The 23,345-nt window shown below is 71.3% G+C and carries 15 protein-coding genes; 11 read left to right on the plus strand and 4 right to left on the minus strand.

The window, feature by feature from the left end; all coding sequences use genetic code 11:
* Positions 1 to 17: 17 nt before the first annotated feature.
* Positions 18 to 911 carry a helix-turn-helix domain-containing protein gene (locus tag G401_RS0140220; RefSeq protein WP_027346933.1) on the minus strand — a complete coding sequence of 298 codons (894 nt, stop codon included), beginning with the start codon at positions 909 to 911 and terminating at the stop codon, positions 18 to 20.
* Between the two features lie 169 nt (positions 912 to 1,080).
* On the opposite strand from G401_RS0140220, the gene G401_RS0140225 reads away from it, so the two are divergent.
* Entirely contained in the window at positions 1,081 to 1,938 is an 858-nt protein-coding gene (locus tag G401_RS0140225; protein WP_034594557.1) for an aldo/keto reductase, read from the plus strand.
* A gap of 82 nt (positions 1,939 to 2,020) precedes the next feature.
* Positions 2,021 to 3,004 carry an aldo/keto reductase gene (locus G401_RS0140230; protein WP_027346935.1) on the plus strand — a complete coding sequence of 328 codons (984 nt, stop codon included), beginning with the start codon at positions 2,021 to 2,023 and terminating at the stop codon, positions 3,002 to 3,004.
* Positions 3,005 to 3,012: 8 nt separating this feature from the next.
* Here the strand turns inward: G401_RS0140230 and G401_RS0140235 are convergent, their stop codons facing one another.
* Positions 3,013 to 4,461, minus strand: coding sequence for an NAD-dependent succinate-semialdehyde dehydrogenase (locus G401_RS0140235; protein ID WP_027346936.1), 1,449 nt, complete (start codon positions 4,459 to 4,461; stop codon positions 3,013 to 3,015).
* A gap of 233 nt (positions 4,462 to 4,694) precedes the next feature.
* On the opposite strand from G401_RS0140235, the gene G401_RS51725 reads away from it, so the two are divergent.
* Positions 4,695 to 7,271, plus strand: a complete 2,577-nt coding sequence (locus tag G401_RS51725; RefSeq protein WP_027346937.1) for a chitobiase/beta-hexosaminidase C-terminal domain-containing protein — start codon at positions 4,695 to 4,697, stop codon at positions 7,269 to 7,271.
* Between the two features lie 91 nt (positions 7,272 to 7,362).
* Here the strand turns inward: G401_RS51725 and G401_RS0140245 are convergent, their stop codons facing one another.
* Entirely contained in the window at positions 7,363 to 8,346 is a 984-nt protein-coding gene (locus tag G401_RS0140245) for a LacI family DNA-binding transcriptional regulator (RefSeq protein WP_211240969.1), read from the minus strand.
* A 282-nt stretch (positions 8,347 to 8,628) separates the two neighbouring features.
* Between G401_RS0140245 and G401_RS0140250 the strand changes: the two genes are divergently transcribed.
* The 6 genes from G401_RS0140250 to G401_RS0140275 all read left to right on the plus strand — a co-directional run bounded on the left by G401_RS0140250 (position 8,629) and on the right by G401_RS0140275 (position 16,935).
* A complete protein-coding gene (locus G401_RS0140250) occupies positions 8,629 to 9,927 on the plus strand; it encodes an ABC transporter substrate-binding protein (protein ID WP_027346939.1) in 1,299 nt (432 codons plus the stop codon).
* A 2-nt stretch (positions 9,928 to 9,929) separates the two neighbouring features.
* Complete coding sequence (locus G401_RS51730) at positions 9,930 to 10,889, plus strand: carbohydrate ABC transporter permease (RefSeq protein WP_064741966.1); 960 nt, start codon at positions 9,930 to 9,932, stop codon at positions 10,887 to 10,889.
* Between the two features lie 43 nt (positions 10,890 to 10,932).
* Positions 10,933 to 11,775 (plus strand): carbohydrate ABC transporter permease, encoded by an 843-nt coding sequence (locus tag G401_RS0140260; RefSeq protein ID WP_051367947.1) that lies wholly within the window; start codon positions 10,933 to 10,935, stop codon positions 11,773 to 11,775.
* Complete coding sequence (locus G401_RS58160) at positions 11,772 to 13,664, plus strand: DUF5107 domain-containing protein (RefSeq protein ID WP_027346941.1); 1,893 nt, start codon at positions 11,772 to 11,774, stop codon at positions 13,662 to 13,664. Before G401_RS0140260 ends, G401_RS58160 begins: the two co-directional genes overlap by 4 nt.
* A gap of 164 nt (positions 13,665 to 13,828) precedes the next feature.
* Complete coding sequence (locus tag G401_RS51735) at positions 13,829 to 16,285, plus strand: RICIN domain-containing protein (RefSeq protein WP_034594560.1); 2,457 nt, start codon at positions 13,829 to 13,831, stop codon at positions 16,283 to 16,285.
* Positions 16,286 to 16,392: 107 nt separating this feature from the next.
* Positions 16,393 to 16,935: an LURP-one-related/scramblase family protein gene (locus tag G401_RS0140275; RefSeq protein WP_027346942.1), complete on the plus strand. Its 543-nt coding sequence runs from the start codon at positions 16,393 to 16,395 to the stop codon at positions 16,933 to 16,935.
* 64 nt (positions 16,936 to 16,999) lie between these two features.
* Here G401_RS0140275 and G401_RS0140280 read toward each other — a convergent pair whose 3' ends face one another.
* Entirely contained in the window at positions 17,000 to 17,941 is a 942-nt protein-coding gene (locus G401_RS0140280; protein WP_027346943.1) for a hypothetical protein, read from the minus strand.
* A 303-nt stretch (positions 17,942 to 18,244) separates the two neighbouring features.
* Between G401_RS0140280 and G401_RS51740 the strand changes: the two genes are divergently transcribed.
* Both G401_RS51740 and G401_RS0140290 read left to right on the plus strand, forming a co-directional pair.
* Positions 18,245 to 21,826 carry a BTAD domain-containing putative transcriptional regulator gene (locus G401_RS51740; protein WP_064741967.1) on the plus strand — a complete coding sequence of 1,194 codons (3,582 nt, stop codon included), beginning with the start codon at positions 18,245 to 18,247 and terminating at the stop codon, positions 21,824 to 21,826.
* Positions 21,827 to 21,882: 56 nt separating this feature from the next.
* Complete coding sequence (locus G401_RS0140290; protein ID WP_027346944.1) at positions 21,883 to 23,256, plus strand: FAD-binding oxidoreductase; 1,374 nt, start codon at positions 21,883 to 21,885, stop codon at positions 23,254 to 23,256.
* Positions 23,257 to 23,345 lie beyond the last annotated feature (89 nt).

The following is a 23,345-nucleotide window of genomic DNA, read 5'->3' on the forward strand; positions in this document are numbered from 1 at the left end:
CGGTCAGGAAACCGCTGTCACGCCTCGGAACCGGTGCGGGCCGAGGCACCGGCGTCGGCGACCGACTGGTGGCCGCTCCACGCGGCGAGGAACGTGACTCCCTGGGCGGTGGGGCTGGCGGGTTCCCAGGTGTAGGTGATGATCGTCAGGTCGGGGTCGCCGGGCAGCTGGAGGGCTTCGCCGGTGAGTTCGAGGTCGCCGGCGACCGCGTGGTGGACGGTTTTGGTGGCGGTGTGGTGCAGCTTCACGTTGTGGGTGGCCCACCAGGTGCGGAACGGTTCGCTGCGGGTGGACAGTTCGCCGATCAGGTCGGTGAGGTTGCGGTCGTAGGGGTTGCGTCCGGCATAGGTGCGCAGCGCGGCGGCGCTGTCGGCGGCGACGGTCTCCCACTGGGTGTAGAAGGTCTGCGAGCGGCGGTCGAGGAACAGGTACCGGGCCATGTTGAAGCTCGTGGCGGTGCCGAGGGCGTCGGCGAACAGCGCGCGGCCGAGCTGGTTGGTGGCCAGGACGTCCATCCGGCCGTTGCGTGCGTACGCGGGCGCGTTGATCGTGTCGAGGATCCGTTGGACGCCGACGCGGACGGATGTCCGGTTCTGCACCTTACGGGTCCCGCGTACGCCGCTGGGGGTGTTGGCGGTTTCGGCGAGGTCGAACAGGTGGGTGCGTTCGGCTTCGTCGAGCTGAAGCGCTCGCGCGAGTGCTTCGAGGACGGTGTGCGAGACTCCGGTCAGGTTGCCGCGTTCCAGCCGGGTGTAGTAGTCGGTGCTCATCCCGGCGAGCATGGCGACCTCCTCGCGGCGCAGGCCCTTGACCCGCCGCCGGCCGCCGAACAGCGGGACGCCCGCCTGCTCCGGGGTGAGCCGGTCGCGGCGGGTGGTGAGGAAGTCGCGGACCTCGCTGCGGGTGTCCATGCTCTCGACCGTACGGCGCCGGAAGCGCGCGGAGGGAGGGTCTGGCATTACCGGGCAGGACCGTCACTGCCTTCCGGACCGGATCTGCGGTTGGCTTGGACGCGTACCAGGAAAACGTGCCGGCCACGGGCCCGCGTGGGCTGGGGGCGGCAGGACGGGTGGAGGAATCATGGCAGCGGAGAATCGTCGGATCACGCTCAACAACGGCGTCCAGATGCCGATCCTCGGTTTCGGGGTCTTCCAGGTCCCCGATGAGCAGACCGAGCAGGTCGTCACGGACGCCCTGGCGGCCGGCTACCGGGCGATCGACACCGCGGCCTCGTACGGCAACGAGGAGGCCGTCGGGCGGGCGATCGCCGCGAGCGGCATCCCGCGGCGGGACCTGTTCGTCACGACCAAGATGTGGATCCAGCACACCGGCGAGGACACCGCCCGGCGGGAGTTCGACAAGTCGCTGAAGAAGCTGGGACTGGACTATGTGGACCTGTACCTGATCCATCAGCCGCTGGGCGACTACTACAGCTCCTGGCACGCGATGCAGAAGCTGTACGGCGAAGGCCTGGCCACGGCGATCGGGGTGTCGAACTTCCACCCCGACCGGCTGGTCGACCTGATCACGCACAACGACATCGTCCCGGCGGTCAACCAGATCGAGACGCACCCGTTCTTCCAGCGCCACGCCGACCAGCGGGTGATGGGCGAGCACGGGGTGCAGATCGAGTCGTGGGGGCCGTTCGCCGAGGGCAAGAACGACCTGTTCACCAACCCGGTCCTGACCGGGATCGGCGAGAAGTACGGCAAGTCCGTGGCCCAGGTCGTCCTGCGCTGGCTGACCCAGCGCGACGTCGTGGTCATCCCCAAGTCGGTACGCCCCGACCGGATGGCGCAGAACCTCGACATCTTCGACTTCGAGCTGTCCGACGACGACATGGCCCGGATCGCCGGCCTGGACACCGGCCAGACGGTGTTCTTCGACCACCGCGACCCCGAGATGGTCACCTGGCTGGGCGGACGGCGCGTCGACTGATCCGCCCCACCACCGGCCCGCCCGCCACACGAGGCCCGCGACTACGCGAGGCCCGCCCACATGCGAGGAATGAGGAAGTCTCATGCAGTCGGCACACCTCGGCCCGCTGGAAGTGGCCCGGATCGGTCTGGGCGCGATGGGCATGTCCTTCGGCTACACCGGCGCCGGCAGCGACGACGCCGAAGCGATCCGCGCCGTCCATCGGGCCGTCGACCTCGGTGTCACGCTGATCGACACCGCCGAGATCTACGGCCCGTACACCAATGAGGAACTCGTCGGCCGGGCCCTCCAGGGCCGCCGCGACCAGGTGGTCGTGGCGACCAAGTTCGGCATGGTGGCCCACGACGGCCGCGGACCGTGGACGCCCGACAGCAGCCCGGCCAACATCCGCCTCGCGGTCGAGGGATCCCTGCGCCGACTGCGTACCGACCGTATCGATCTGTACTACCAGCATCGCGTCGACCCCGGTACGCCGATCGAGGACACCGTCGGCGCGCTCGCGGAACTCGTCGAACAGGGCAAGATCCGCCACATCGGACTGTCGGAGGCCTGGCGGGACACCGTCCGCCGGGCGCACGCGGTGCATCCGATCGCCGCCCTGCAGTCGGAGTACTCGCTGTGGACCCGCGACCAGGAGCAGATCCTGCCGCTGCTGCGGGAGCTGGGCATCGGCCTGGTCGCCTACTCCCCATTGGGCCGAGGCTTCCTCACCGGCGCCATCCGCGGCCCGCAGGACGTCGAGGCCTTGGACGACGGCGACTTCCGCAAGGACCACCCGCGTTTCACCGGCGAGAACCTCGCCCGCAACCTGCGCATCGCCGACGAGGTCCGGGCGGTCGCCGATCAGGTCGGCGCCACCCCGGCGCAGGTGGCGCTGGCCTGGCTGCTGGCCCAGGGCGGCGACGTCGTCCCGATCCCCGGTACCAGGCGCGCCGACCGCGTGGCGGAGAACGTCGCCGCGGCGGACGTCCAGCTCGACGCGCGGCAGCTGGCCGTGCTGGACGGCCTCACCCCGGCCGAGGGCGGCCACCACACCGACGCGCAGATGGAGCTGATCGAACGCTGACGCCAAGATCAGGCGGGGCGTACTCCCTGGGCGATGAGTTTGGGGACCATGTAGTCCTCGACGGCCTCGGGGCCGCCGTCCGACCCGTACCCGCTCTGTTTGCGGCCGCCGAAATAGGTGTCGCGGGCGCCGACGCCGAACCGGTTGACGCTCACCATTCCCGCGTCCAGCAGGGGCGGCAGCCGCAGGGCACGGTCGGCCGACCTCGTGAACAGGTACGCGGCGAGCCCGAAAGCGTTGTCGTTGGCCCGGCGTACGACGTCGTCCTCGTCGGTGAAGGTGCTCGTCACGGCGATCGGCCCGAACGGTTCCTCGTGCATGAGCAGCGCGTCCGCCGGTACGCCGGCCACGAGCGTCGGCCGCCAGTAGTAGCCGGTCGAGTCGTCTCCGGTGCCGCCCGCGACGAGCCGGCCGCCCCGCTCGAGCGCGTCGTCGACGAGCGGGCCCATCGCGGCGTACCGGCGGTGGTTGGACAGGGGGCCCATGTCGGTCGAGTCGTCCATCGGGTCGCCGACGCGGGCGCCGTCGAGGGCCGCGGCGTAGCGGGCGACGAACTCGTCGTGGATCTGTTCGTGGACGAAGAACCGGATCGGCGACCCGCACGACTGGCCGGTGTTGTGCAGCTTCGCGCCGGTCGCGTCGGGGATGAGGGCGTCGAGGTCGGCGTCGTCGAACACGAGGACGGGCGCGTGGCCGCCGAGTTCGAGGGTGATCGGCTTGACCTCGTCGGCGGCCTGCCGGGCGAGGATCTTCCCGACCGCGGTCGAGCCGGTGAAGGAGATCTTCCGGATGACCGGCGAGGCGATCAGCCGCCGTGAGATCGCGTCCGGGTCACCGAACACCATGCTCAGTACGCCGGCCGGCAAGCCCGCGTCGTGCAGCGCCCGGGCGAGGGCGATCGCGCTGGCCGGCGTCTCCTCGGCCGGTTTGATCACGACCGGGCAGCCGGCGGCCAGGGCGGCGGCGACCTTGCGGCCGGGCACCGTCAGCGGGTAGTTCCACGGCGTGAACGCGGCGACCGGCCCGACCGGCTCGTGGACCAGCATCGTCCGGCCGTCGCCGGCCGCGGTCGGCAGCACCGCGCCGAACCGGCGGGGCCCGTCGGTGGCCATCGATTCGATGATGTCGGCGGTGTAGTCGGCTTCTCCCATGGCGTCGCGCAGGGGTTTGCCGTTCTCCATCGTCATGGCGGTGCCGATCTCCCGGCGCCGTTCGCGCAGCAGGCCCGCCGCCCGCAGGAGGACGGCGGCCCGCTCGTGCGGCGACCGCGCCCGCCAGGCTGGGAACTCGCGGGCGGCCCCGGCGAGGGCCTGGTCCACATCCGACTCCGTCGCCACGGGCACGGTGCCGATGACCTTGCGGGTGGCCGGGTTCTCCACCTCGATCGCGGCGCGGCCGTCGGCGATCCATTCGCCGTCGATGTAGAGGGCTGCTTCGGGGTACTCGGATGCGCTCATGACCGGCTTTCCTTCGACGTGAGGACCCCTACCCTGACAGACTTCGCCGTTCGGCGGAACCCCGGTCGGTGGGAACCCGCAGGTGGGCCGTTCCGAAAACAAATAACGAACATCGATCATTCGATGTTTCTGTCGTGTGACCCTTCCGTTGCGGGGTGTTGCCAGCTTAGTGTCTCCGCATCGAGAGAGCGCTCTCTCGACACCCGCCCGGGATGCTTTGGAGGCGTTGCCCGATGAACCGAAGCTCGCACCAACCCGCCCGCTCCCGCCCGCGTACCGGTCTGATCCGGTGGGCCGCCGTCGCGTCCGCCGTGATCCTGATGGCCGTCGGCAGCGCCACCTCCGCCGCCGCGGCAGCCGACTACACGCAGAGCGTCACGCAGATCGACGCGTCGCAGGCACAGATCAACTTCACGCCGACCACCCCCGCCCTCTACGTCGACGTCCACTACCTGTCGCCCAACGCCGGCCAGCAGAACTTCCGCATGACCAACAACGCCGGGACCTGGCAGAAGACCGTCGGCTCGCTGACCGCCGGCTTCGTCCTCGAATACTGGTTCACCTACGAGAAGAGCGGCCCGCAGTTCGACACGCCGCATTTCTTCTACACGCAGGGCGGCGCCGCGACGGTGGCGACGCCGACGTTCAGCCCGCCCGGCGGTTCCTACAGCAGTACGCAGTCGGTGACGTTGTCGACGACGACCGCTGGTGCGAGCATCCGGTACACCGTGGACGGTTCGACGCCGACCGCGAGTTCGACCCTGTACAGCGGGCCGATCAGCGTCGCGGCCACGACCACGATCAAGGCGATCGGCATCGCCTCCGGCCAGACCAACTCCGCCGTCGCGTCCGCGACCTACACGATCAACACCTCGACGGTGGCCACGCCGACGTTCAACCCGCCCGGCGGTTCCTACAGCAGTACGCAGTCGGTGACCCTGTCGACGACGACCGCGGGTGCGAGCATCCGGTACACGCTGGACGGTTCCACGCCGACCGCGAGTTCGACCCTGTACACCGGGGCGATCAGCGTCGCGGCCACGACGACGATCAAGGCGATCGGCATCGCGTCCGGCCTGGCCAACTCGGCGGTCGCCACGGCCGTGTACACGATCGGCGCGGCGACGTGCCCGGTGCAGTCCGACACCCCGAATTTCGGCCCGAACACGCGGATCTTCGACCCGGGCATGTCCGCCGCGACGATCCAGGCCCAGCTGGACGCCGACTTCGCCGCGCAGAAGGACACCCAGACCGCCCAGATGGCCTCGGGGCGGGTGGCCCACCTGTTCAAGCCGGGCACCTACAACGTCCACGACGACGTCGGCTTCTACACCTCGGTCGCGGGCCTGGGCCAGAATCCGGACGACGTGACCATCAACGGCGACGTGACGGTCGACGCGTTCAACGCCTCGGACGCGGGCAACGCGACGCAGAACTTCTGGAGGTCCGCGGAGAACCTGGCCATCACGCCGAGCAGCGGCAGCGACCGCTGGGCGGTGGCCCAGGCCGCCCCGTTCCGCCGGATCGACGTGCACGGCGGCCTGCAGCTCTACCCGGCGAGCTACGGCTGGGCCAGCGGCGGCTACATCGCCGACACCAAGGTGTCGGGGCAGGCGGCCTCCGTCTCGCAGCAGCAGTGGTACACCCGGGACAGCAGCCTCGGCAGCTGGGCCGGCGGCGTGTGGAACATGGTGTTCTCCGGCACCACCGGCGCACCCGCCACCACCTTCCCGAGCCCGCCCGAGACCACCCTGGCCACCACGCCGGTCTCCCGCGACGTGCCGTACCTGTACATCGACGGCACCGGCAAGTACCGGGTGTTCCTGCCGTCGTTGCGTACCAACGCCTCGGGGCCGAGCTGGGCGAGTGGCAGCACGCCCGGGACGTCGCTGCCGATGAGCCAGTTCTACGTGGTCAAGGCCGGTGACACCGCCGCGACGATCAACGGCGCACTGGCGTCGGGCTGCAACCTGTTCTTCACCCCCGGCGTCTACCACGTCAACCAGACGCTCAACGTGACCAAGGCCAACGCGGTCGTGCTGGGCATCGGCTACCCGACGATCATCCCCGACAACGGCGTGAACGCCATGCAGGTCGCCGACGTCGACGGCGTACGGATCAAGGGCCTGCTGTTCGACGCGGGCACGACCAACTCGGCGGCCCTGCTGACGGTCGGCACGTCCGGCTCGACCGCGAACCACGCGGCCAACCCGACGACGCTGCAGGACGTGTTCTACCGCATCGGCGGCGCGACCGCCGGCAAGGCGACCACGAGCCTGATCGTCAACAGCAACAACGTGATCATCGACCACACCTGGGCCTGGCGGGCCGACCACGGCAACGCGGGCACGGTCGGCTGGACGGTCAACACGGCGGACACCGGCGTACTGATCAACGGCAACAACGTCCTGGCGACCGGCCTGTTCGTCGAGCACTACCAGAAGTACGAGGTCGTGTGGAACGGCCAGGGCGGCAAGACCGTCTTCTTCCAGAACGAGATGCCGTACGACGTGCCGAACCAGGCGTCCTGGAACAGCCCGGCCGGGGTCAACGGCTACGCCGCGTACAAGGTCGGAGCCGGGGTCACCACCCATGAGGCGTGGGGGCTCGGCAGCTACTGCTACTTCAACGTCAACCCTGCGGTGAACTCGTACCACGCCTTCGAAGTGCCGAACACTCCGAACGTGAAGTTCCACAGCATCCTGACCGTCTCGCTCAACTACCAGGGCACCATCACCCACGTCATCAACGACACGGGTGCCGTCACGCCGTCGGGTACCACACCGTCGAACGTGGTCAGCTTCCCGTAACTCCCCGCACCCCAGGGGCGGGCCGGCACTGCGTCGGCCCGCCCCTGGGCAGTTCGGGCGGGCGTCGCGTACGCCGGAAAGGGCCGTCCGGTCAGCGGGCGGGACCGGAGCTGGCGCGGACCACGAGCGTCGGGCGCAGCAGTTGCAGCGCGTTGACCGGCGGGCGCTCGTCCTCGACGGACCGCAGGAGGAGCTCGACGGCCTGGCGGGCCATGTCGCGGGCGGGAATGGCGACCGTGGTCAGGGTGGGCCGGGTGTGGCGGGTCTCGGCGACGTCGTCGTGGCCGACGATCGACAGGTCGCCGGGGACGGAACGGCCTTCCGCGCGGGCGGCCTCCAGCGCGCCGAGGGCAAGGATGTCGTGCGTGGCGAAGATCGCCGTGACCTCGGGCATCCGGGCGAGCGCGCGGACCGCGGCGTCGAAGCCGCCGACGGCCGAGGCGTCGGTCGCGACGTGCACCGCGGAGTCGGGTACGGCTATGCCGTCGCGGGCGAACGCCTTGCGGAAGCCGTCGAGGCGGTCCTGGTGCGACGGCAGGCTGGCGAGGACCGCGACCCGTTCGTGGCCGAGCTCCCGCAGGTGGCGGCCGGCGAGGTAGCCGGCCTGCTCGTAGTCGATGGTCACCACCGGGTGGGTGACCGGGGCGTCGGTCTCCCAGGCGCACAGGACGATCGGGAACCGGGCGTCGGCCAGGAGCGGGAGATGGTCGGCCAGGTCCTGGTCGCCGGCGATCAGCAGGGCGTCCACGTTGCGGCTGGACAGGCCGGCCATGTGCCGGCGGGCGCGTTCGCCGTCCTGCCGGGTGGTGCACAGCAGCAGGTGGTAGCCGCGCTGTTCGAGGACGTTCTCGACCTCCTCCACCACCTCGGAGTAGAAGGAGCTGGCGACGGTCGGGACGAAGAGCCCGACCGTGCGGGTCGCCCCGGTGGCCAGCGACCGCGCGACGAGGTTGGGCGTGTAGCCGAGCGCCTCGATGGCCGCCCGGACCTTCGCCTCGGTCTCCGGTCGTACGCGTACCCGGCCGGTGACGACGTTGGAGACCGTCTGCTTGGTGACTCCCGCGCGTTCGGCCACGTCCCGCATCGTGACCAATCCGGTCACCTCCATTTACCGGTCCAATATCGGAAGCGACGTTAGCCCGTCCCGCGCGGCGCGGTCAAGGCGCATGGCAGCGCGGTTTTCCGCTCCAGGCGAGCCGCGCGTGCAACGCGGAATGTTCGTTTCTGGGGATCATGAAAGCCGGTCTTGTTTTACCGGTCAATTGCGCCCTAGAGTCCTGACCCATCACTTCGCAACGGCGGCGTGCTCCCGGCGCCGCCCGCGTAGGGCGAGTCCTGATCTCGGAAGGAATCCCAGATGGGCAATACTGCGAAGAAGACCGGACGGCTGGTGGCCCTGGCCGCCGCGGCGTGCGTCGCGATGACGCTGACCGCGTGCGGCGGCACCTCGGCCGACGACGCCAAGGATGGCGGCGGTTTCACCTACTGGTCGATGTGGCGCGAGGAGGAGCCGCAGGCCAAGGTGCTTAAGGCCGCCCTCGACCAGTTCCAGAAGGACACCGGCATCACGGTCACCGTGCAATGGACCGGTCGTGACGTATCGAAGAAGATCGGCCCGGCCATCGCCGCGAACCAGTCCCCGGACCTGTGGGACCAGGCCAACGACGCGATCTTCGGCGCCACCGCCCAGGCGGGCCAGGCGCTCGACCTGAGCCCCGTGCTGGCGATGGCGATCCCGGGGGAGTCGGGCACCGTCGGCGACGTCATCCCGGCCAAGTACTTCGACATGATGCCGAAGGACCCGGCCGGCTCCAACCATTACGTCATCCCCTACGAGGTCGCCTCGGCCGGCGTCTTCTACAACGCCGCCGACGCCGACCTCGGCACCGCGATGCCCTCGGCACCGTCCACGTGGGACGCGTTCCTCGCGGTCTGCGAGGCGCTCAAGGCGAAGAGCAAGCCGTGCGTCGCCTCCGACGGCGGCGAGACCTGGCTGAACGAGCTGTACTTCGACGGCCTGCTCAACGCCGGCGGGGTCGACGTGGCGAAGCTGTCGGCCGACAAGTCCGGCGCGGCGTGGGACGACCCGGCCGTGCTGAAGGCCGCCCAGCAGGTCGAGCAGCTGGTCAAGGGCGGCTACATCCTGCCCGGCTACGACGCCACCAAGTACCCGGCGCAGGAGACCAACTGGGCGCTCGGCAAGGCCGCCTTCTACAACAACGGCAGCTGGGTGACGGCCGAGGTGGCCAAGCAGGTGCCGGCCGGCTGGAAGTTCGGCTCGTTCTCCGTGCCGGGCGCCCGCGCCGCCGACGCCGCGCTGTTCGGCTTCGCGATCCCCAAGCGGGCCAAGAACCCCGGCCCGGCGCAGAAGTTCATCGCGTACTTCCTGCAGAAGTCGATGCTGTCGGGCATCTCGACCACCGCCGGCAACATCACCCCGCGGGCGGACATCCCGGCCCCGGCGGAACTGGAAGCCGTGCAGAAGACCCTCAGTGCCGGCCAGGTACGCATGGTCTTCGACGGTGTCGCCGGCGACTGGCAGCCGAAGGTCCTCGACCCCGGATACCTGAAGCTGTGGCACGGCAAGACCACCGCGGCCGACTTCGTCGCGACGGCCAAGCAGGCGCAGATCTCCTTCTGGAAGACGCAGAGCTGACCGTGGCTCTCCTCAGTGCACCGAGCTCTCCCCGGACCACCCGGTTCCGGGGAGAGCCCCCGGCCTCCGAGCCGGCTGCGCCCGCGTACCGGCGGGGTGGCGTGTTCTGGCTGTTCACCAGCCCGGCGCTGCTGGCTTACCTGGTGCTTTTCGTCGCCCCGGTCGCGTACGCCTTCTGGACCAGCTTCTACAAGTGGGACGGGATGGGCGACAAGCAGTGGCGGGGGCTGCGCAACTACCAGGTGCTGTTCGAGGACCCGTACTTCCGGGGCGCCCTCGTCAACACGTTGAAGATCACCTTCGTCGGCGGGTCGATCACGTTCGTCCTGAGCCTGCTGCTCACCCTGGTGCTGCGCGAGATGCGCGGCCGGCTGTTCGCCCGGTCGGCGCTGTTCTTCCCGAGCCTCGTCAACGGCATGGTGTTCGGCATCGCCGCGGGTTTCCTGTTCTCGCCGAGCGGGCCGGTGAACCAGGCCCTCGGCCTGCTCGGCATCGACACCCCGCCGAAGTGGCTGGCCACCGAGAACCTGTTCCCGATGATCCTCGGCACGCTGGTGTGGACGGCGACCGGCTACTACACGTCCATCATCATGGCCGCCGTCGACCAGATCCCGCCCTACCTGTACGAGGCGGCCGAGCTCGACGGTGCCAACGCGTTCCAGCGGTTCCGCGTGGTGACCCTGCCGATGGCCTGGGACGTCATCGCGACCTGCGCGGTGCTGTGGACGGTCAGCTCCGTGAAGATCTTCGAGCTGATCCTGCTGTTCGGCGGCTCCAGCTCGGCGACGCCGCCGGCCGACACCTGGAACACCGCGCTGTACGTCTACGTCCAGGCCTTCCCGCAGGCGACCGTGCCCCGGCTGGGCATGGCCACCGCGGCGGCGATCACCAGCCTCCTCATGATCACCGTGATCACGGTCGTCCTGCGGCGGCTGCTGCGCCGCGAGCCCGTCGAGAACTGAGCCGAGCATGCAGAGAGTTTCGTTGCGGAGAGAGGTGAGCGGGATGCGCGGGCGTACCGGGGTGGGGGCCGCCGTCCGGATCGGCTGGCTGGTGGTGTGGATCGTCGTCGCCGCCAACCTGGCGCTGATCCTCTGGGCCGTTCTCACGTCGCTGCGGGACGGCCCGGACATCCTGCGGCACACCGTCGGCCTGCCGCACGACCCCAAGTTCGCCAACTACGTACGCGCGTTCCGCGAGGGCGGCTTCGCCCAGGCGACGCTCAACAGCGTTCTCGCCGGCGGGATGTCGTCGCTCCTGGCGATCGTGCTCGCCGCCCCGGCCGCGTACGCGCTGGCGCGGCACCGCACCCGGATGTCGTCGGCGATCACGATGCTGTTCGCGCTCGGGCTCGGCGTACCGGGGCAGGTGCTCGTGGTGCCGCTGTTCGTCGGGCTGGCCCAGGTGGACCTCGTCGACAGCCGGCTCGGCCTGACGATGGTCTACGTAGGACTCGCCATGCCGTTCACGGTGTTCCTGCTCACCGGGTTCTTCGCCGGCATACCCACGGCACTGGAGGAGGCCGCGTCGATCGACGGCGCCGGCCCGGTACGCACCTTCGTCAGCGTCGTCGCGCCGGTCGCCCGCGGCGGCCTGGTCACGGCGTTCCTGCTGCAGTTCATCGCCTCGTGGAACGAGACCCTGTTCGCCCTGGTCCTGACGCACAGCCAGGACAAGGTCACGCTGCCGGTCGCGCTGGCCGAGTTCGTCGCCAGCGCCCAGTTCAGCGGCCTCGACTACGGCACCATGTTCGCCGGCGTCTGCATCATCCTCGTCCCCATGCTGGCCCTCTTCTCCTGGATGGGCGCTCGCATCATCCAGGGCATGACGTTGGGAATCGGAAAATGACGTCCACTCTGCGCACGGGAACCCTGCGGATCGAAGCGGCCGCGGATCCCGTGCCGGGCCTGCCCGTCCTGTCCGGCCTGAGCGGCGGTGTCGATCCCGCCGCCGGGGTCGATGCCGAGATGCGCCGCAACCTCGCGTACGGGCGTCCGCCGACGCTGCTGCCCTACACCCGCCTCGGCGGCTACGACCGGCACCGCGCCGAACGCGACCTCGACGTGGTCGTGCTGGAGAACGAACTGCTCACGGCCACCTTCCTGCCGGGACTCGGCGGCCGGCTGTGGTCGCTGGTCCACCGCCCGACCGGCCGGGAACTGCTCTTCCGCAACCCCGTGCTGCAGCCCGCCAATCTGGCCCTGCGGGACGCGTGGCTCGCCGGGGGAGTGGAGTGGAACCTGGGCATGACCGGGCACTGGCCGCTGACCGGCGAGCCCCTGCACGCCGCCCGGGTCACCGCCGCCGACGGGACGCCGGTCCTGCGGATGTTCGAGTACGAGCGCCTGCGCGGGGTGGTGCTGCGCATCGACGCCTGGCTCCCGGCGGGATCGCCCGTCCTGCTCGTCACGATCACCCTCCACAATCCGTCCGCACAGGAGACGCCCGTCTACTGGTGGTCGAACATCGCCGTGCCGGAGAACGCCGGTACGCGCGTACTGGCGCCGGCGGGACACGCGTTCCACTTCGACTACGTCAGCGAGCTGCGGCACATCCCGTTCCCCGAACGCGACGGCACCGACGCCAGCTACCCCGGACGCGCGCCACGGGCCGCCGACTACTTCCTCGATCTGCCCATCGGCGTACGCCCCTGGATCGCCGCGCTCGACGCGGACGGAACCGGCCTCGTGCAACTGTCCACGCGCCGGCTGCGGGGCCGGAAGCTGTTCTGCTGGGGCACCGGCACCGGCGGGCGGCGCTGGCAGGAATGGCTGTCCGGGCCCGGATCGGCGTACCTGGAGATCCAGGCCGGCCTCGCGCGTACGCAGATGGAACACCTGCCGATGCCGGCCGGTGCCACGTGGAGCTGGACCGAGGCGTACGGGATGCTCGAGACGGCGGCGGCGGAGGTGCACGGGCCGTGGCCGCAGGCCTGGCCGGCGGCCGGCCGTGCGGTCGACGCCCTCGTGCCCGAACCGGTCCTGGCCGCCGCCGAAGCCTTCGCGGCTGCCCTGCCCGCGCCGGAAGCGCTGCTGTACAACGGTTCCGGCTGGGGTGGCCTGGAGATCGCGGCCGGCGCGCTGCCGGCGTCGGCGGCCGTCCCGTTCCCCGCACCCGGCCCGGAACAGGAACCGTGGCGGCAGCTGCTGGCCCGCGGAGTGCTGCCCGTCTGCGACCCGCCCGCCACCCCCGTCACCGGTACGCACTGGCGCGAACGGCTCGAAGCGTCCGCCGGGGACTGGCACGCCCTCTACCACCTCGGCCTTCTACGCCTCGCCGACGACGACGACGAAGGTGCCCGGGACGCGTGCAAGCGATCGCTCGGCGAGGCCGCGACACCGTGGCCGCTGCGCGTACTCGCGCATCTGGCGGCGACGGCGGACGAGGCGGCCGACCTCATGGCGCAGGCCCACCGGCTGCGGCCCGGCCGGCGCGACCTGACGGTCGAGGCGCTGGCGGCGCTGTTGCGGGCGGGCCGGGCCGCGGCGGCCCTGGACCTCATCGAGCGACTGTCCACCAGCGACCGCGCCCACGGCCGGATCCGGCTGGCCGAAGCTCAGGCGGCCCACGCCCTCGGCGACGACGACCGGGTGCGGCGGCTGCTCGACGAGGGCATCCGGGTCGACGACATGCGCGAGGGCGAGGTCTCGCTCGACACGCTCTGGCTGGCGGTCCGGCCCGGTACCGCGGTGCCGCCGCACTACGACTTCCGGATGACGGAAAGGCCTTCCGCATAAGGCCTTCCGCATCACGTAGCGACTTCCGCGTCACGGCGGCTCCAGGCGGCGGCCGTGACGCGGGACCGAGCCCACGGGGGACGGCCGGCGCCGCCCGGCGCCGGACCACGCATGACCCACCCGGGCAGGGCCGTCGTGGCCTGCCCGCGAGCAAAGGAGCATCCGTGTCACGTCCACGCAGAGCGCTCTACGCCACCGCCGCCGTCACGGCGCTGGCGCTCGGTTCGACCGGGGCGGCCGCCCAGGCGACACCGCCGGCCGCCACCTACACGATCACGATCGGCTCGACCGGTGGGTACGCGTACCCGACCGACACACCGGCGGGCACGTACATCGACAAGGACGGCACCTTCTACTTCCAGCAGTCGGCCGCGCTGTACGGCGCGACCGACCCGCGCTACTGGGCGTTCTACAGTGGAACGAACCTGGAGACCGCCACCCGCAACGCCGCCATCAGCGACGCGGTCAACCCCGCCAACGCCTCGGACAAGAACAACGACACCACGTGGCGGTGCGACAACAGTCCCACCGGGCTGACCGCCACCGCCGCGACCGGCTCCGGGTACGCGCACAAGAACTACTGCGACCTCGTCGGCGTCTGGGTCGATCCGGACACCGGCGACTGGTACGGCCTGGTGCACAACGAGTTCACGCCGCAGCCGTTCGGCGACGGACTGCACTACGACTCGATCGACTACGCCGTCTCGACCAACCAGGGCCGGGTGTGGACCATTCAGGGCCACGCCATCACCTCGCCCTACAGCACCACCCGCAACGACACGACCGCCTTCCCCAACCAGACCTACGACTACGGCGACGGCGACCAGCGCCTGTTCGTCGACGCCGCCTCGGGCTACTTCTACGTCTACTACGGTTCCCGGATCATCCCGAAGGGCGGTGTCGGCGGGAGCAACGGCGGCCTGGCCCACGTCGCCCGCGCGCCGATGTCGGGCAAGATGGCCACCGGGACGTGGAGCAAGTGGTACAACGGCACCTGGACCCAGCCGGGCGTCGGCGGGCTGGAGAGCAACATGGTCCCGGTGACGGCCGCCGCGACGACCGGCTACACGCCGGTCGCCGGCGACTACAAGCCGAGCACCACCGGCACCGTCGACCAGCAGATCGCCGCCGGCACGCTGCCCGCGAAGTCCGACCTGTTCATCATGAACATCGCGTACGACGCGTACCTGGGGCTGTACATCGGCGAACCCGAGGTGGTCACCGGCACCGCGCCGCAACGCTTCTACGTCACCGACGACCTGTCCACCCAGAAGTGGTACCTCATCGGCGACAGCGGCGGCTACACCTCCGGCTCCTGGTACCGCTGGTTCCTCGACAGCGCCAACAGGACCAGCTCCACCGTCGTGGGCAAGTCGTTCCGCAGCTACTGCTCCATCGCCTGCGCGAGCTCCTCCGGCGAGTACGCGAACATCACCGTCGCGTCGACGTCACCCGCTCCGGCGCCGGTGGACACCGCCAGGACGTACACGATCGGCGTTGGCGGCGGCCGCGTCCTCGCCCAGGTCTCCGGTGGGAGTTCGACCACCTCGGTCGCGGCGCCGACAGGCTCCGCACTGGAATCGTGGGCGTTCGCACCCACCGGCGACGGCGCGTACGCGATCACCAACGCCTCGACCGGCCAGGCGCTCGGCGTCGACGCCACCACCACGAGCGGCCGGGCCTGGGCGGCCAAGCCGACGGTGACCGGCCTGTCCGGCGGCCCGACCGTCGGCCAGCAGTGGTTCGTGCTGCCCAACAAGAGCGCGACCGGAACCTTCCGTCTCCTCAACCGCTACAGCGGACTCGTCCTCGGGCTGTCGGCCGACTCGTCCCGGCTCGCCGAGACCACGCCGGTCCGAGCCTGGACGAACACGACCGGCAACGCCGTCGGCGGTACGCGCACCGCGGCCGAGCAGACGCTGACCTTCACGGCGACCGGATCGGCGGCCGAGACGGTCACGGTCGGATCGCCCGGCGCCCAGAACGTCATCGTCGGCCGGCCGGTGTCGGTGCAGGCGACCGCCAGCGACTCGCTCGGCAAGGCGCTCACCTTCACCGCCGCCGGGCTGCCGGCCGGCCTGTCGATCAGCGGCAGCGGACTCATCACGGGTACGCCGACCACCGCCGCCATCACCACCTCGACGATCACGGCGTCGTCCGGCACGGCGACGGGCTCGGTCTCCGTCACCTGGACGGTCAACCCGAACCTGACCGGCACGCGTACGCTGACCGCGGCCGGCAAGGCACTGGACGATCCGAACTCGTCGACCGCCACCGGCGTACAACTGATCACGTGGACGCCGAACGGCGGCACCAACCAGCAGTGGGCCTTCACGTTGCAGGCGGACGGCTCCTACAAGATCGTCAACGGCCGGTCGAACCTGTGCGCCGACGTCAACGGCGGGTCGACGGCCGCGGGCGTCGCCATCATCCAGTGGACGTGCTCGAGCAGCAACGACAGCAACCAGCGGTGGATCGTCAAGGCGCTGCCCGGCGGGGGATACACGGTCGCCTCGCAGCGCAGCGGCCTGCTGCTCACCACGGCGTCGAGCACTGACGGCGCGCTGGTCACCCAGCAGGCGGACACGGGCAGCGCCCTGCAGCACTGGACGATCGGATAAGCGAAGTCCGGTGCCCGGCGCGGTTTCATGACGCCGGGCACCGGTGCCAGGCTGGTCTTCGCCGCCGGGGGCGGTCGCGGTTTGCGCCGCTGGCTTACCGTCACGGCATGGATCTGCGCGCCCCCTACGCCGGTGTTCTCTACCTGCCGGACAAGGACTTCATGAACCCGAACACCCCCGTGATGCTCCCGGACGGTCAGGTCGTCGCCGGCGTCGGGTGGCACACGTGGAGCCAGCGCTTCGAGGTCCTCGACGCGGCCGGCGGCCTGGTCGCGGAGTGCCGCCCGACTGGCTTCTTCCGCAAGCGGTTCACCGTACGCACACCGGACGGGCGGCCGATCGTCGACGTGCTCCCGGGCAGCTGGCGGGCCATCAACGGCGCGGCGATCACCTTGGCCAACGGGCAGCCGCTCGGCGTACGGCAGGCGAGCATGTGGTCGGACCGGCGCTTCGAGTTCTCGACGGCGCAGGGCCTGGTCGGCCGGATCAATCCGACGACCGGCACCTTCACGTTCCACCCGGACTCGTACGCCTTCGAGCTGTTCCAGCCGGTGATGTCCGCGCTGGAGGCGATCTGCCTGGCTCAGGCGCTCCGGTTGGTGGTGCGCGGCATGCGCCAGGCCCGCAACAGCGCGAGCGCGTCGACGTAGCCGACGAGTCCACCGGGTCCCGCCGCGCCTCGTCACCGAGCCGCGGCGGGACCTGTCACCGGGGTCAGGCTACGTAGCCGTTGAAGACGTGTACGCCGTCGTAGGAGCCGCTGGAGTTGGCGCGGTTGGTGTTGAAGTACAGCTTGCCGTCGCTGACCCCGACGCCTTCGATCTCGAACAGCGTCGAGTACGCCGAGGACGTGATCCGGAAGGAGAGGTCGGTGGCCGCGGGCGCGGTGCCGGTCGTCGCCGTCGTGATGTTGCGGTAGACGAGGACGATGCTGCGGTTGTCCTTGGTGAGCGGGTAGTACAGGACGTCCTTGGCCGCGTCGTAGTAGAAGCCCTGGTTGGCGAAGGTTCCCAGGTCCGCGACCGTGGCTCCGTTGACGAGGGCGCCGTCGACCTGCAGGTCGAACGCCTTGGTCAGGTCGATGGTCCCGGAGGAGGCCCGCAGCGGCAGGCTGCCGTTGTAGACCGTCCGGCCGGACTTGAACATGAAGGAGATCGTGGTGCTGGTGACCGCGACCCGGCTGATCCCGGAGGGCGTCGACACGGCGCCGTTGAGCCGGACCTGGTAGGAGCCCGCGTAGTAGTAGGTCGTGCCGTCGTAGCGCAGCCGCACGACCTGGGCGCCGGTGGCCTCCATGGTGACGATGAACATGTGGTGCTGGCCGTCGATGTCGACGATGGTCATGTCGTTGGCGTGCCCGAGCCAGGTGTTGGTCGTCCCGCCGTTGGTGCCGTTGGTCATCAGCACCCGGTCACCGGTGGTCTTGTTGACACGGTAGATCACGGCGAGATCGTCGTAGTCGGTGTGGTTCTTGATCGAGTACAGGTACGTGGATCCGGCGGCGAATCCCTGCGCCCCGGTGCAGCAGCTGGTGTTCGGCGTGCTGGCGATGTCGGTGTACGTGTTGTAGTAGGCGGCTTGGGCCGCCTGTCCGGGCACGACCAGTAGACCGACGATCATCACGATCGCCAACGTCAGTCGTCTGCCGAATCGCATGCTGTCCTCCCCAGAGTGTGACGGCCCGGGACGCGGGCGCCCCGAAGATCATCGACCGAGACTATCCCATCAGGACGGTCGTTCGGCTGGCTGCTGTCGATCGCTCTGATCCCGGCGATCACGCGTACGCTCAGCCAGGCGGATCGGTAGGAGACACCGGCCGGGACCGCTTTTCGACCCATGGGCGGTCGGCTGGCCGGTGGACAGGGTCGCACGCGACGCCGTTCCGGGCGCGCGTACCGGCGTTGTATCTTCGCTCCCAACGCGGCCGACCCACCGGCTGTGCCGGAGGGATGACGCGCGGTGCCAGGTGGCGAAGACGGGCTGAAGCTGTCGATCCTGGGCGACGTCACCGCGTCGAACGGCGGGCGGCTGATCGATCTCGGCGGGCGCCGGCAGCGGGCCGTTCTGGCGCTGCTGCTGCTCGGCCGGGGCGATGTGATCGCCGCTGATCATCTGATCGACTCGCTGTGGGGTGAGGATGTCCCGCCGAGCGCCAGTGGTGCGCTGCAGGCGTACATCTCGCATCTGCGCCGCAGGCTGGAGCCGGAGGGGACGGCGCGGGCCCGCGGCAACATCATCGCCAGCAAGGGCGGCGGTTACGCCTTGGCCCTCGACGAGGACGCGGTGGACGCGTGGCGGTTCGAAAGCCTCGTCCGCACGGCCGGGACGGTTGATCCACAGGCCGCGACGGCGGCGCTGACGGCGGCGCTGGCGTTGTGGCGCGGCCCGGCGCTGGCCGAGTACGCCGACCGGCCGTGGGCGCAGCCCGAAGCGATCCGCCTCGCGGGGCTGCGCGGGGTGGCCCGCGAACAGCTGGTGGCGGCCCGGTTGGCGACCGGTGAGAGTGCCGTGCTGGTTCCCGGGCTCGAAGCGCTGGTCGCGGAGGAGCCGCTGCGCGAGGAGCGGTGGCGGCTGCTGGTGCTGGCGCTGTACCGGGCGCACCGGCAGGGTGACGCGCTGGCCGCGTTGCGCCGGGCTCGGCAGACGCTCGCCGACGAGCTGGGCGTGGACCCGGGGCCCGCGCTGCGCGCGCTGGAGGCCGAGGTGCTCGCGCAGTCGCCGGCCCTCGACCTCGCACCGCCGACGGTGACGGTGACGGTGGGGGAACCTGTCCCGGTGCCACCGGCCGGGCGGGCCGGCGGCGACGACGTCCTGTTCGACCGCGAGCTTGAACTCGCGGAGATCCGCGCCTGTCTCGGCGACGCGCTGTCGGGCCAGGCCCGGCTGCTGCTCGTCGAGGGGCGGGCCGGGATCGGCAAGACCCGGCTGCTGATCGAGGCCCGCCGGCTGGCCGCCGAACGCGGACTGTCCAGCCTGGCCGCGCGCGGCAGCCAGATCGAGAAGGAGTACGGCTTCGGCGCGGTACGCCAGCTCTTCGAACCCCTGCTCGCCGATCCCGGCCGCCGCGACGGGCTGCTGCTCGGGTCGGCCCTGTCCGCGGCGGCCGTCTTCGACGTGGCGGGCATGGGTGGCGGGGCTGAGCCGCAGCAGCGTACCGACAACCTGCTGGCGACCCTGCACGGCTTGTACCGGCTGACGGCCAACCTGTGCGCCGACGGGCCGCTCGTGCTCAGCATCGACGACCTCCAGTGGTGCGACAGCGGCTCGCTGCGCTTCCTCGCGTACCTGGTGCGGCGGCTGGAAGGGCTGCCGATCCTCATCGTGGCGACGCTGCGTACCGGGGAGCCGCACGACGACGAGGCGCTGCTGGCCGAGCTGATGCACGACCCTTCGACTGTCCGCGTCCAGCCCTCCGCGCTCACCGAGCACGGCGTCGCCGGGCTCGTCGACCGCGTCCTGGGCCGGGCCGAGCCCGCGTTCGTCACCACCTGCCACCGTGTCACCATGGGCAACCCGCTGCTGCTGCGCCAGTTGCTGCGCGCGCTGCAGGCGGAAGGCGTACGCCCGGACGCGGCCCACGCCGACACCGTCATCGCGATCGGGTCGCGGGCGGTGTCCAGCATGGTCCTGATGCGACTGGCCCGGCTGCCCGAGGCGACGACGGCCACCGCGCGGGCGGTCGCCGTCCTCGGCAACGGGGCCGCGCTGCCCGCCGTCGCCGCGCTGAGCGGGCTCGCCGAGACCGACGCCGTCAACGCGATCGCGGTCCTGGCCCGGGCCGAGGTGCTGCGCGACGAGTACCCGCTGAGTTTCGTGCATCCGCTGGTCGCCGACGCCGTCTACCGGGACCTGCCGCCCGGTGAGCGGCAGCTGCACCACGAGCGGGCGGCCCGCGTACTCGCGGCCGCGGGCGCGCAGGCCGAGCAGGTCGCCGCGCACCTGCTGCAGGTGCCGCACCGCCGGGACCCGTGGACGGTCGGGATCCTGCGGGCCGCCGCGGCGCGGGCCGCCGGACGCGGCGCGGCCGACGCGGCGGTGACCTACCTGCTGCGGGCGCTCGCCGAACCGCCGACGCCCGAGGAACGGCCCGACGTCCTGCTGGAACTGGGCCTCATCGAAGCGACGATGGACGGCCTGGCCGCGGTCGGCCACCTGCGCGAGGCCTACGAGATCCTGACCGACCCGGTACGCCGGGCCGACGTCGCGCTGACCCTCGTCCGGGCGCTGGTGTTCGCCGGAGCGCGCGGGGAGGGTACGGCGGTGGCCCGGCGGATCATGGCCGAGCTGCCCGACGACCTGGTCGACGCCCGGCAGGGGCTGACCGGCCTGGCCCGGCTGTGCGGATACATGCACGGTCTGGAGGAGTCCGAGTGGCGGTCGGGTCCGGTACCGGAGATTGTCGGTACCGGACCGGGTGCCCGGATGCTGGCCTCGGCGCTGGCCTGGGAAGGTGTCGTCGACGGGGTGGACCGGCACCGGGCGGTCGAACTGGCGCGGTTCGCGGTCGCCGACGGGGTTCTGCTACGCGTCGACACCGGTCTGCTGTGGATCGTCGCGACCGTCGTCCTGCAGGCCGCCGACGAGGACGCCGACGCGCTCTGGGCGCAGGGATCGGTCTTCTCCTACGAGCAGGGATCGCTGTTCGGCCTGCTGTCCGTGCACCTGTGGGAGGCGTGGGGGAAGCTGTGCCACGGCAACCTGCAGGAGGCGTTCGAGGGCCTGCTGACCTCCAAGGAGCAGCAGACGATGTGGGGATCGCTGATCGGGCAGGCGTACAACGACGCTTACCTCGTGCTCGCCCAGCTGGAACTCGGCGACGTGGCCGGCGCGCGCGATTTCGCGGACTCCGTGCGCGACCGGGGCAGCTTCGGCGACGGCGCCCGGCTCAACTACGAGGCGCAGGCGTGCGTGGAGCTGGCCGAGGGCCGTCCCGCGGCCGCACTGTCCAGTCTGGACGAAGCGCGTCGCTGTCAGCCCGAGCACGACAACCCCGCGTGGTGGCCCGGCCGCTCGCTGCGGGCGACGGCGCTGGCCGCGCTCGGGCGGCCCGCCGAGGCGCTGGCGCTGGCCGAGCAGGAGGTCGAGCACGCGCGCCGGTGGGGGGCGCCCCGCGTCCTCGGCCGCAGCCTGCGCATCCTCGGCGAACTACGCGGAGCCGACGGACGCGCGGACCTGGAGGAGGCGCTGGCGCTGCTGTCGGCCGGCCGGGCGCGGCTGGAACATGCCCGGGTCCTGGCGGCACTGGCCCGCATCGGCCCCGAGCGGGAAACGATTCCGCTGCTGGAGCAGGCGTACGCGCTGGCCCAACGGTGCGGCGCGGCGGGTCTGGCCCGGGACGTGGCGGCCGAGTTCGAGCGGCGGGGCGCGGCGGTTCCTCCGGTCGAAGGCACGGCCGCGCTGACCGCGGTCGAGCGGCGGATGCTCGCCATGGCCGCGGAGGGCGCGGGTGCCCGGGAGATCGCCCAGGCGCTGTTCATCACGCCGCGCCTGGTCCAGACGATGCTCGCGGCGGTCCGGCAGCGCCGCGACGGCCGCGGGTAGCCGCCTTCGCTAGCCGGCTGCAAGTCTTTCTCAAGCGGCTCGCAACATCGTGGTTCGTGACCAACCATCCGGCCCGCCGACCGGCTGACGCCTCGGCATTGGCCGGGCTGTGCGGCGGTGCCGTGCTGCTGCCCGACGACCACCGCTACGACCGGGCCCGGGCCGCCTGGAACCTCGCCGTCGACCAGCGGCCGGCGGCCATCGCGTACCCGGCCGACGCGGGCGAGGCGGCCGAGGTCGTCCGCGCCGCGGCCGCCGCGGGTCTGCGGATCGCGCCGCAGGCCACCGGGCACAACGCCGGCCCGCTGGGCCCGCTGGGCGAAGCCGTGCTCGTCCGCACGTCCGGCATGATCGGCACCACGGTCGACCCGGTCGCCCGGCGGGCCCGCGTACGCGCGGGTGTGCGCTGGCTCGACGTCACCGAAGCCGCGGCCCGGCACGGACTGGCGGCCCGGCACGGCAGCTCCCCGACCGTCGGAGTGCTCGGCTACTCCCTCGGTGGCGGCCTCGGCTGGTACGCGCGGGCCCTCGGGCAGCAGGCGGATGCCATCACCGCCGCCGAACTGGTGACCGCCGGCGGCGAACTCGTCCGCGCCGACGCCGCCCACGAGACCGGTCTGCTGTGGGCGCTGCGCGGCGGCGGCGGCAACTTCGGCCTCGTGACCGCCCTGGAGTTCGAGCTCTTCCCGGCCCCCGAGGTGTACGCCGGCACGCTCCTCTGGGACGTCCGGCACACCGAAGCGGTGCTGCGCCGGTGGATCGACTGGGCGGCCGGCGCGCCCGACGAGGTCACCACGACACTGCGCGTCCTGCGCCTGCCGGACTCGCTGGGCGGCGCCTGGGCCGGCCGGTCGCTCGTGACCGTCGACGGGGCCGTCCTCGGCGCCGCCGAGCGGGCCGCGAAGCTGCTGCGGCCGCTGCGGGAACTCGCCCCCGCCGTCGACACCTTCACGGCGGGCCCGGCCCGGACGCTGGTCCACCGGCCGGCGTACCCGGGTGGACCGGTGGAACTGGCCGCCGACAGCGCGGTGCTGGGCGACCTGCCACCGGCTGCGGTCGACGCGCTGCTGGCCGTGGCCGGACCCGGCGCGACCGCCGCGGTGCCGTTGGTGGAGCTGCGCCAGCTCGGCGGCGCGCTGTCCCGGCCGGATCCCGCCCGCGGACCGCTGTCCATGATGGACGGCCGCTTCCTGCTGTCGGCCGCGACGATCCTGGGCGGGCCGCCACTGGCGTACGAGCGGGGGCCGGCCGCCTGCCGCCGCGTCGTCGACGCCGTGGCCGCGTACGCCACCGGGCGGCCCTGCCTCAACTTCACCACCCGGGCCGTCGACACGCGCACGGCGTACCCGGAAGGGGTGTGGGAGCGGCTGAAGGTGATCCGGGCGGCCGTCGACCCGGACGGCCTGTGGCTCGCCAACCATCCGATCTGAACCGCCGCCCGACCCCGTTCAACTGCGTTCCAAGTCGCCCCCAAGTACGCCGGGTGAAGCTTCCGGCACAGGGAATCCGAACTGGGGGA

The organism is Hamadaea tsunoensis DSM 44101 (genome assembly GCF_000428945.1).
In the GTDB taxonomy this organism is placed as follows: domain Bacteria; phylum Actinomycetota; class Actinomycetes; order Mycobacteriales; family Micromonosporaceae; genus Hamadaea; species Hamadaea tsunoensis.

Coding starts and splice junctions, on each gene's coding strand:
- G401_RS0140220 (WP_027346933.1), bottom strand. CDS start 911: ATGGACACCCGCAGCGAGGTCCGCGACTTCCTCACCACCCGCCGCGAC.
- G401_RS0140225 (WP_034594557.1), top strand. CDS start 1,081: ATGGCAGCGGAGAATCGTCGGATCACGCTCAACAACGGCGTCCAGATG.
- G401_RS0140230 (WP_027346935.1), top strand. CDS start 2,021: ATGCAGTCGGCACACCTCGGCCCGCTGGAAGTGGCCCGGATCGGTCTG.
- G401_RS0140235 (WP_027346936.1), bottom strand. CDS start 4,461: ATGAGCGCATCCGAGTACCCCGAAGCAGCCCTCTACATCGACGGCGAA.
- G401_RS51725 (WP_027346937.1), top strand. CDS start 4,695: ATGAACCGAAGCTCGCACCAACCCGCCCGCTCCCGCCCGCGTACCGGT.
- G401_RS0140250 (WP_027346939.1), top strand. CDS start 8,629: ATGGGCAATACTGCGAAGAAGACCGGACGGCTGGTGGCCCTGGCCGCC.
- G401_RS0140260 (WP_051367947.1), top strand. CDS start 10,933: ATGCGCGGGCGTACCGGGGTGGGGGCCGCCGTCCGGATCGGCTGGCTG.
- G401_RS58160 (WP_027346941.1), top strand. CDS start 11,772: ATGACGTCCACTCTGCGCACGGGAACCCTGCGGATCGAAGCGGCCGCG.
- G401_RS0140275 (WP_027346942.1), top strand. CDS start 16,393: ATGGATCTGCGCGCCCCCTACGCCGGTGTTCTCTACCTGCCGGACAAG.
- G401_RS0140280 (WP_027346943.1), bottom strand. CDS start 17,941: ATGCGATTCGGCAGACGACTGACGTTGGCGATCGTGATGATCGTCGGT.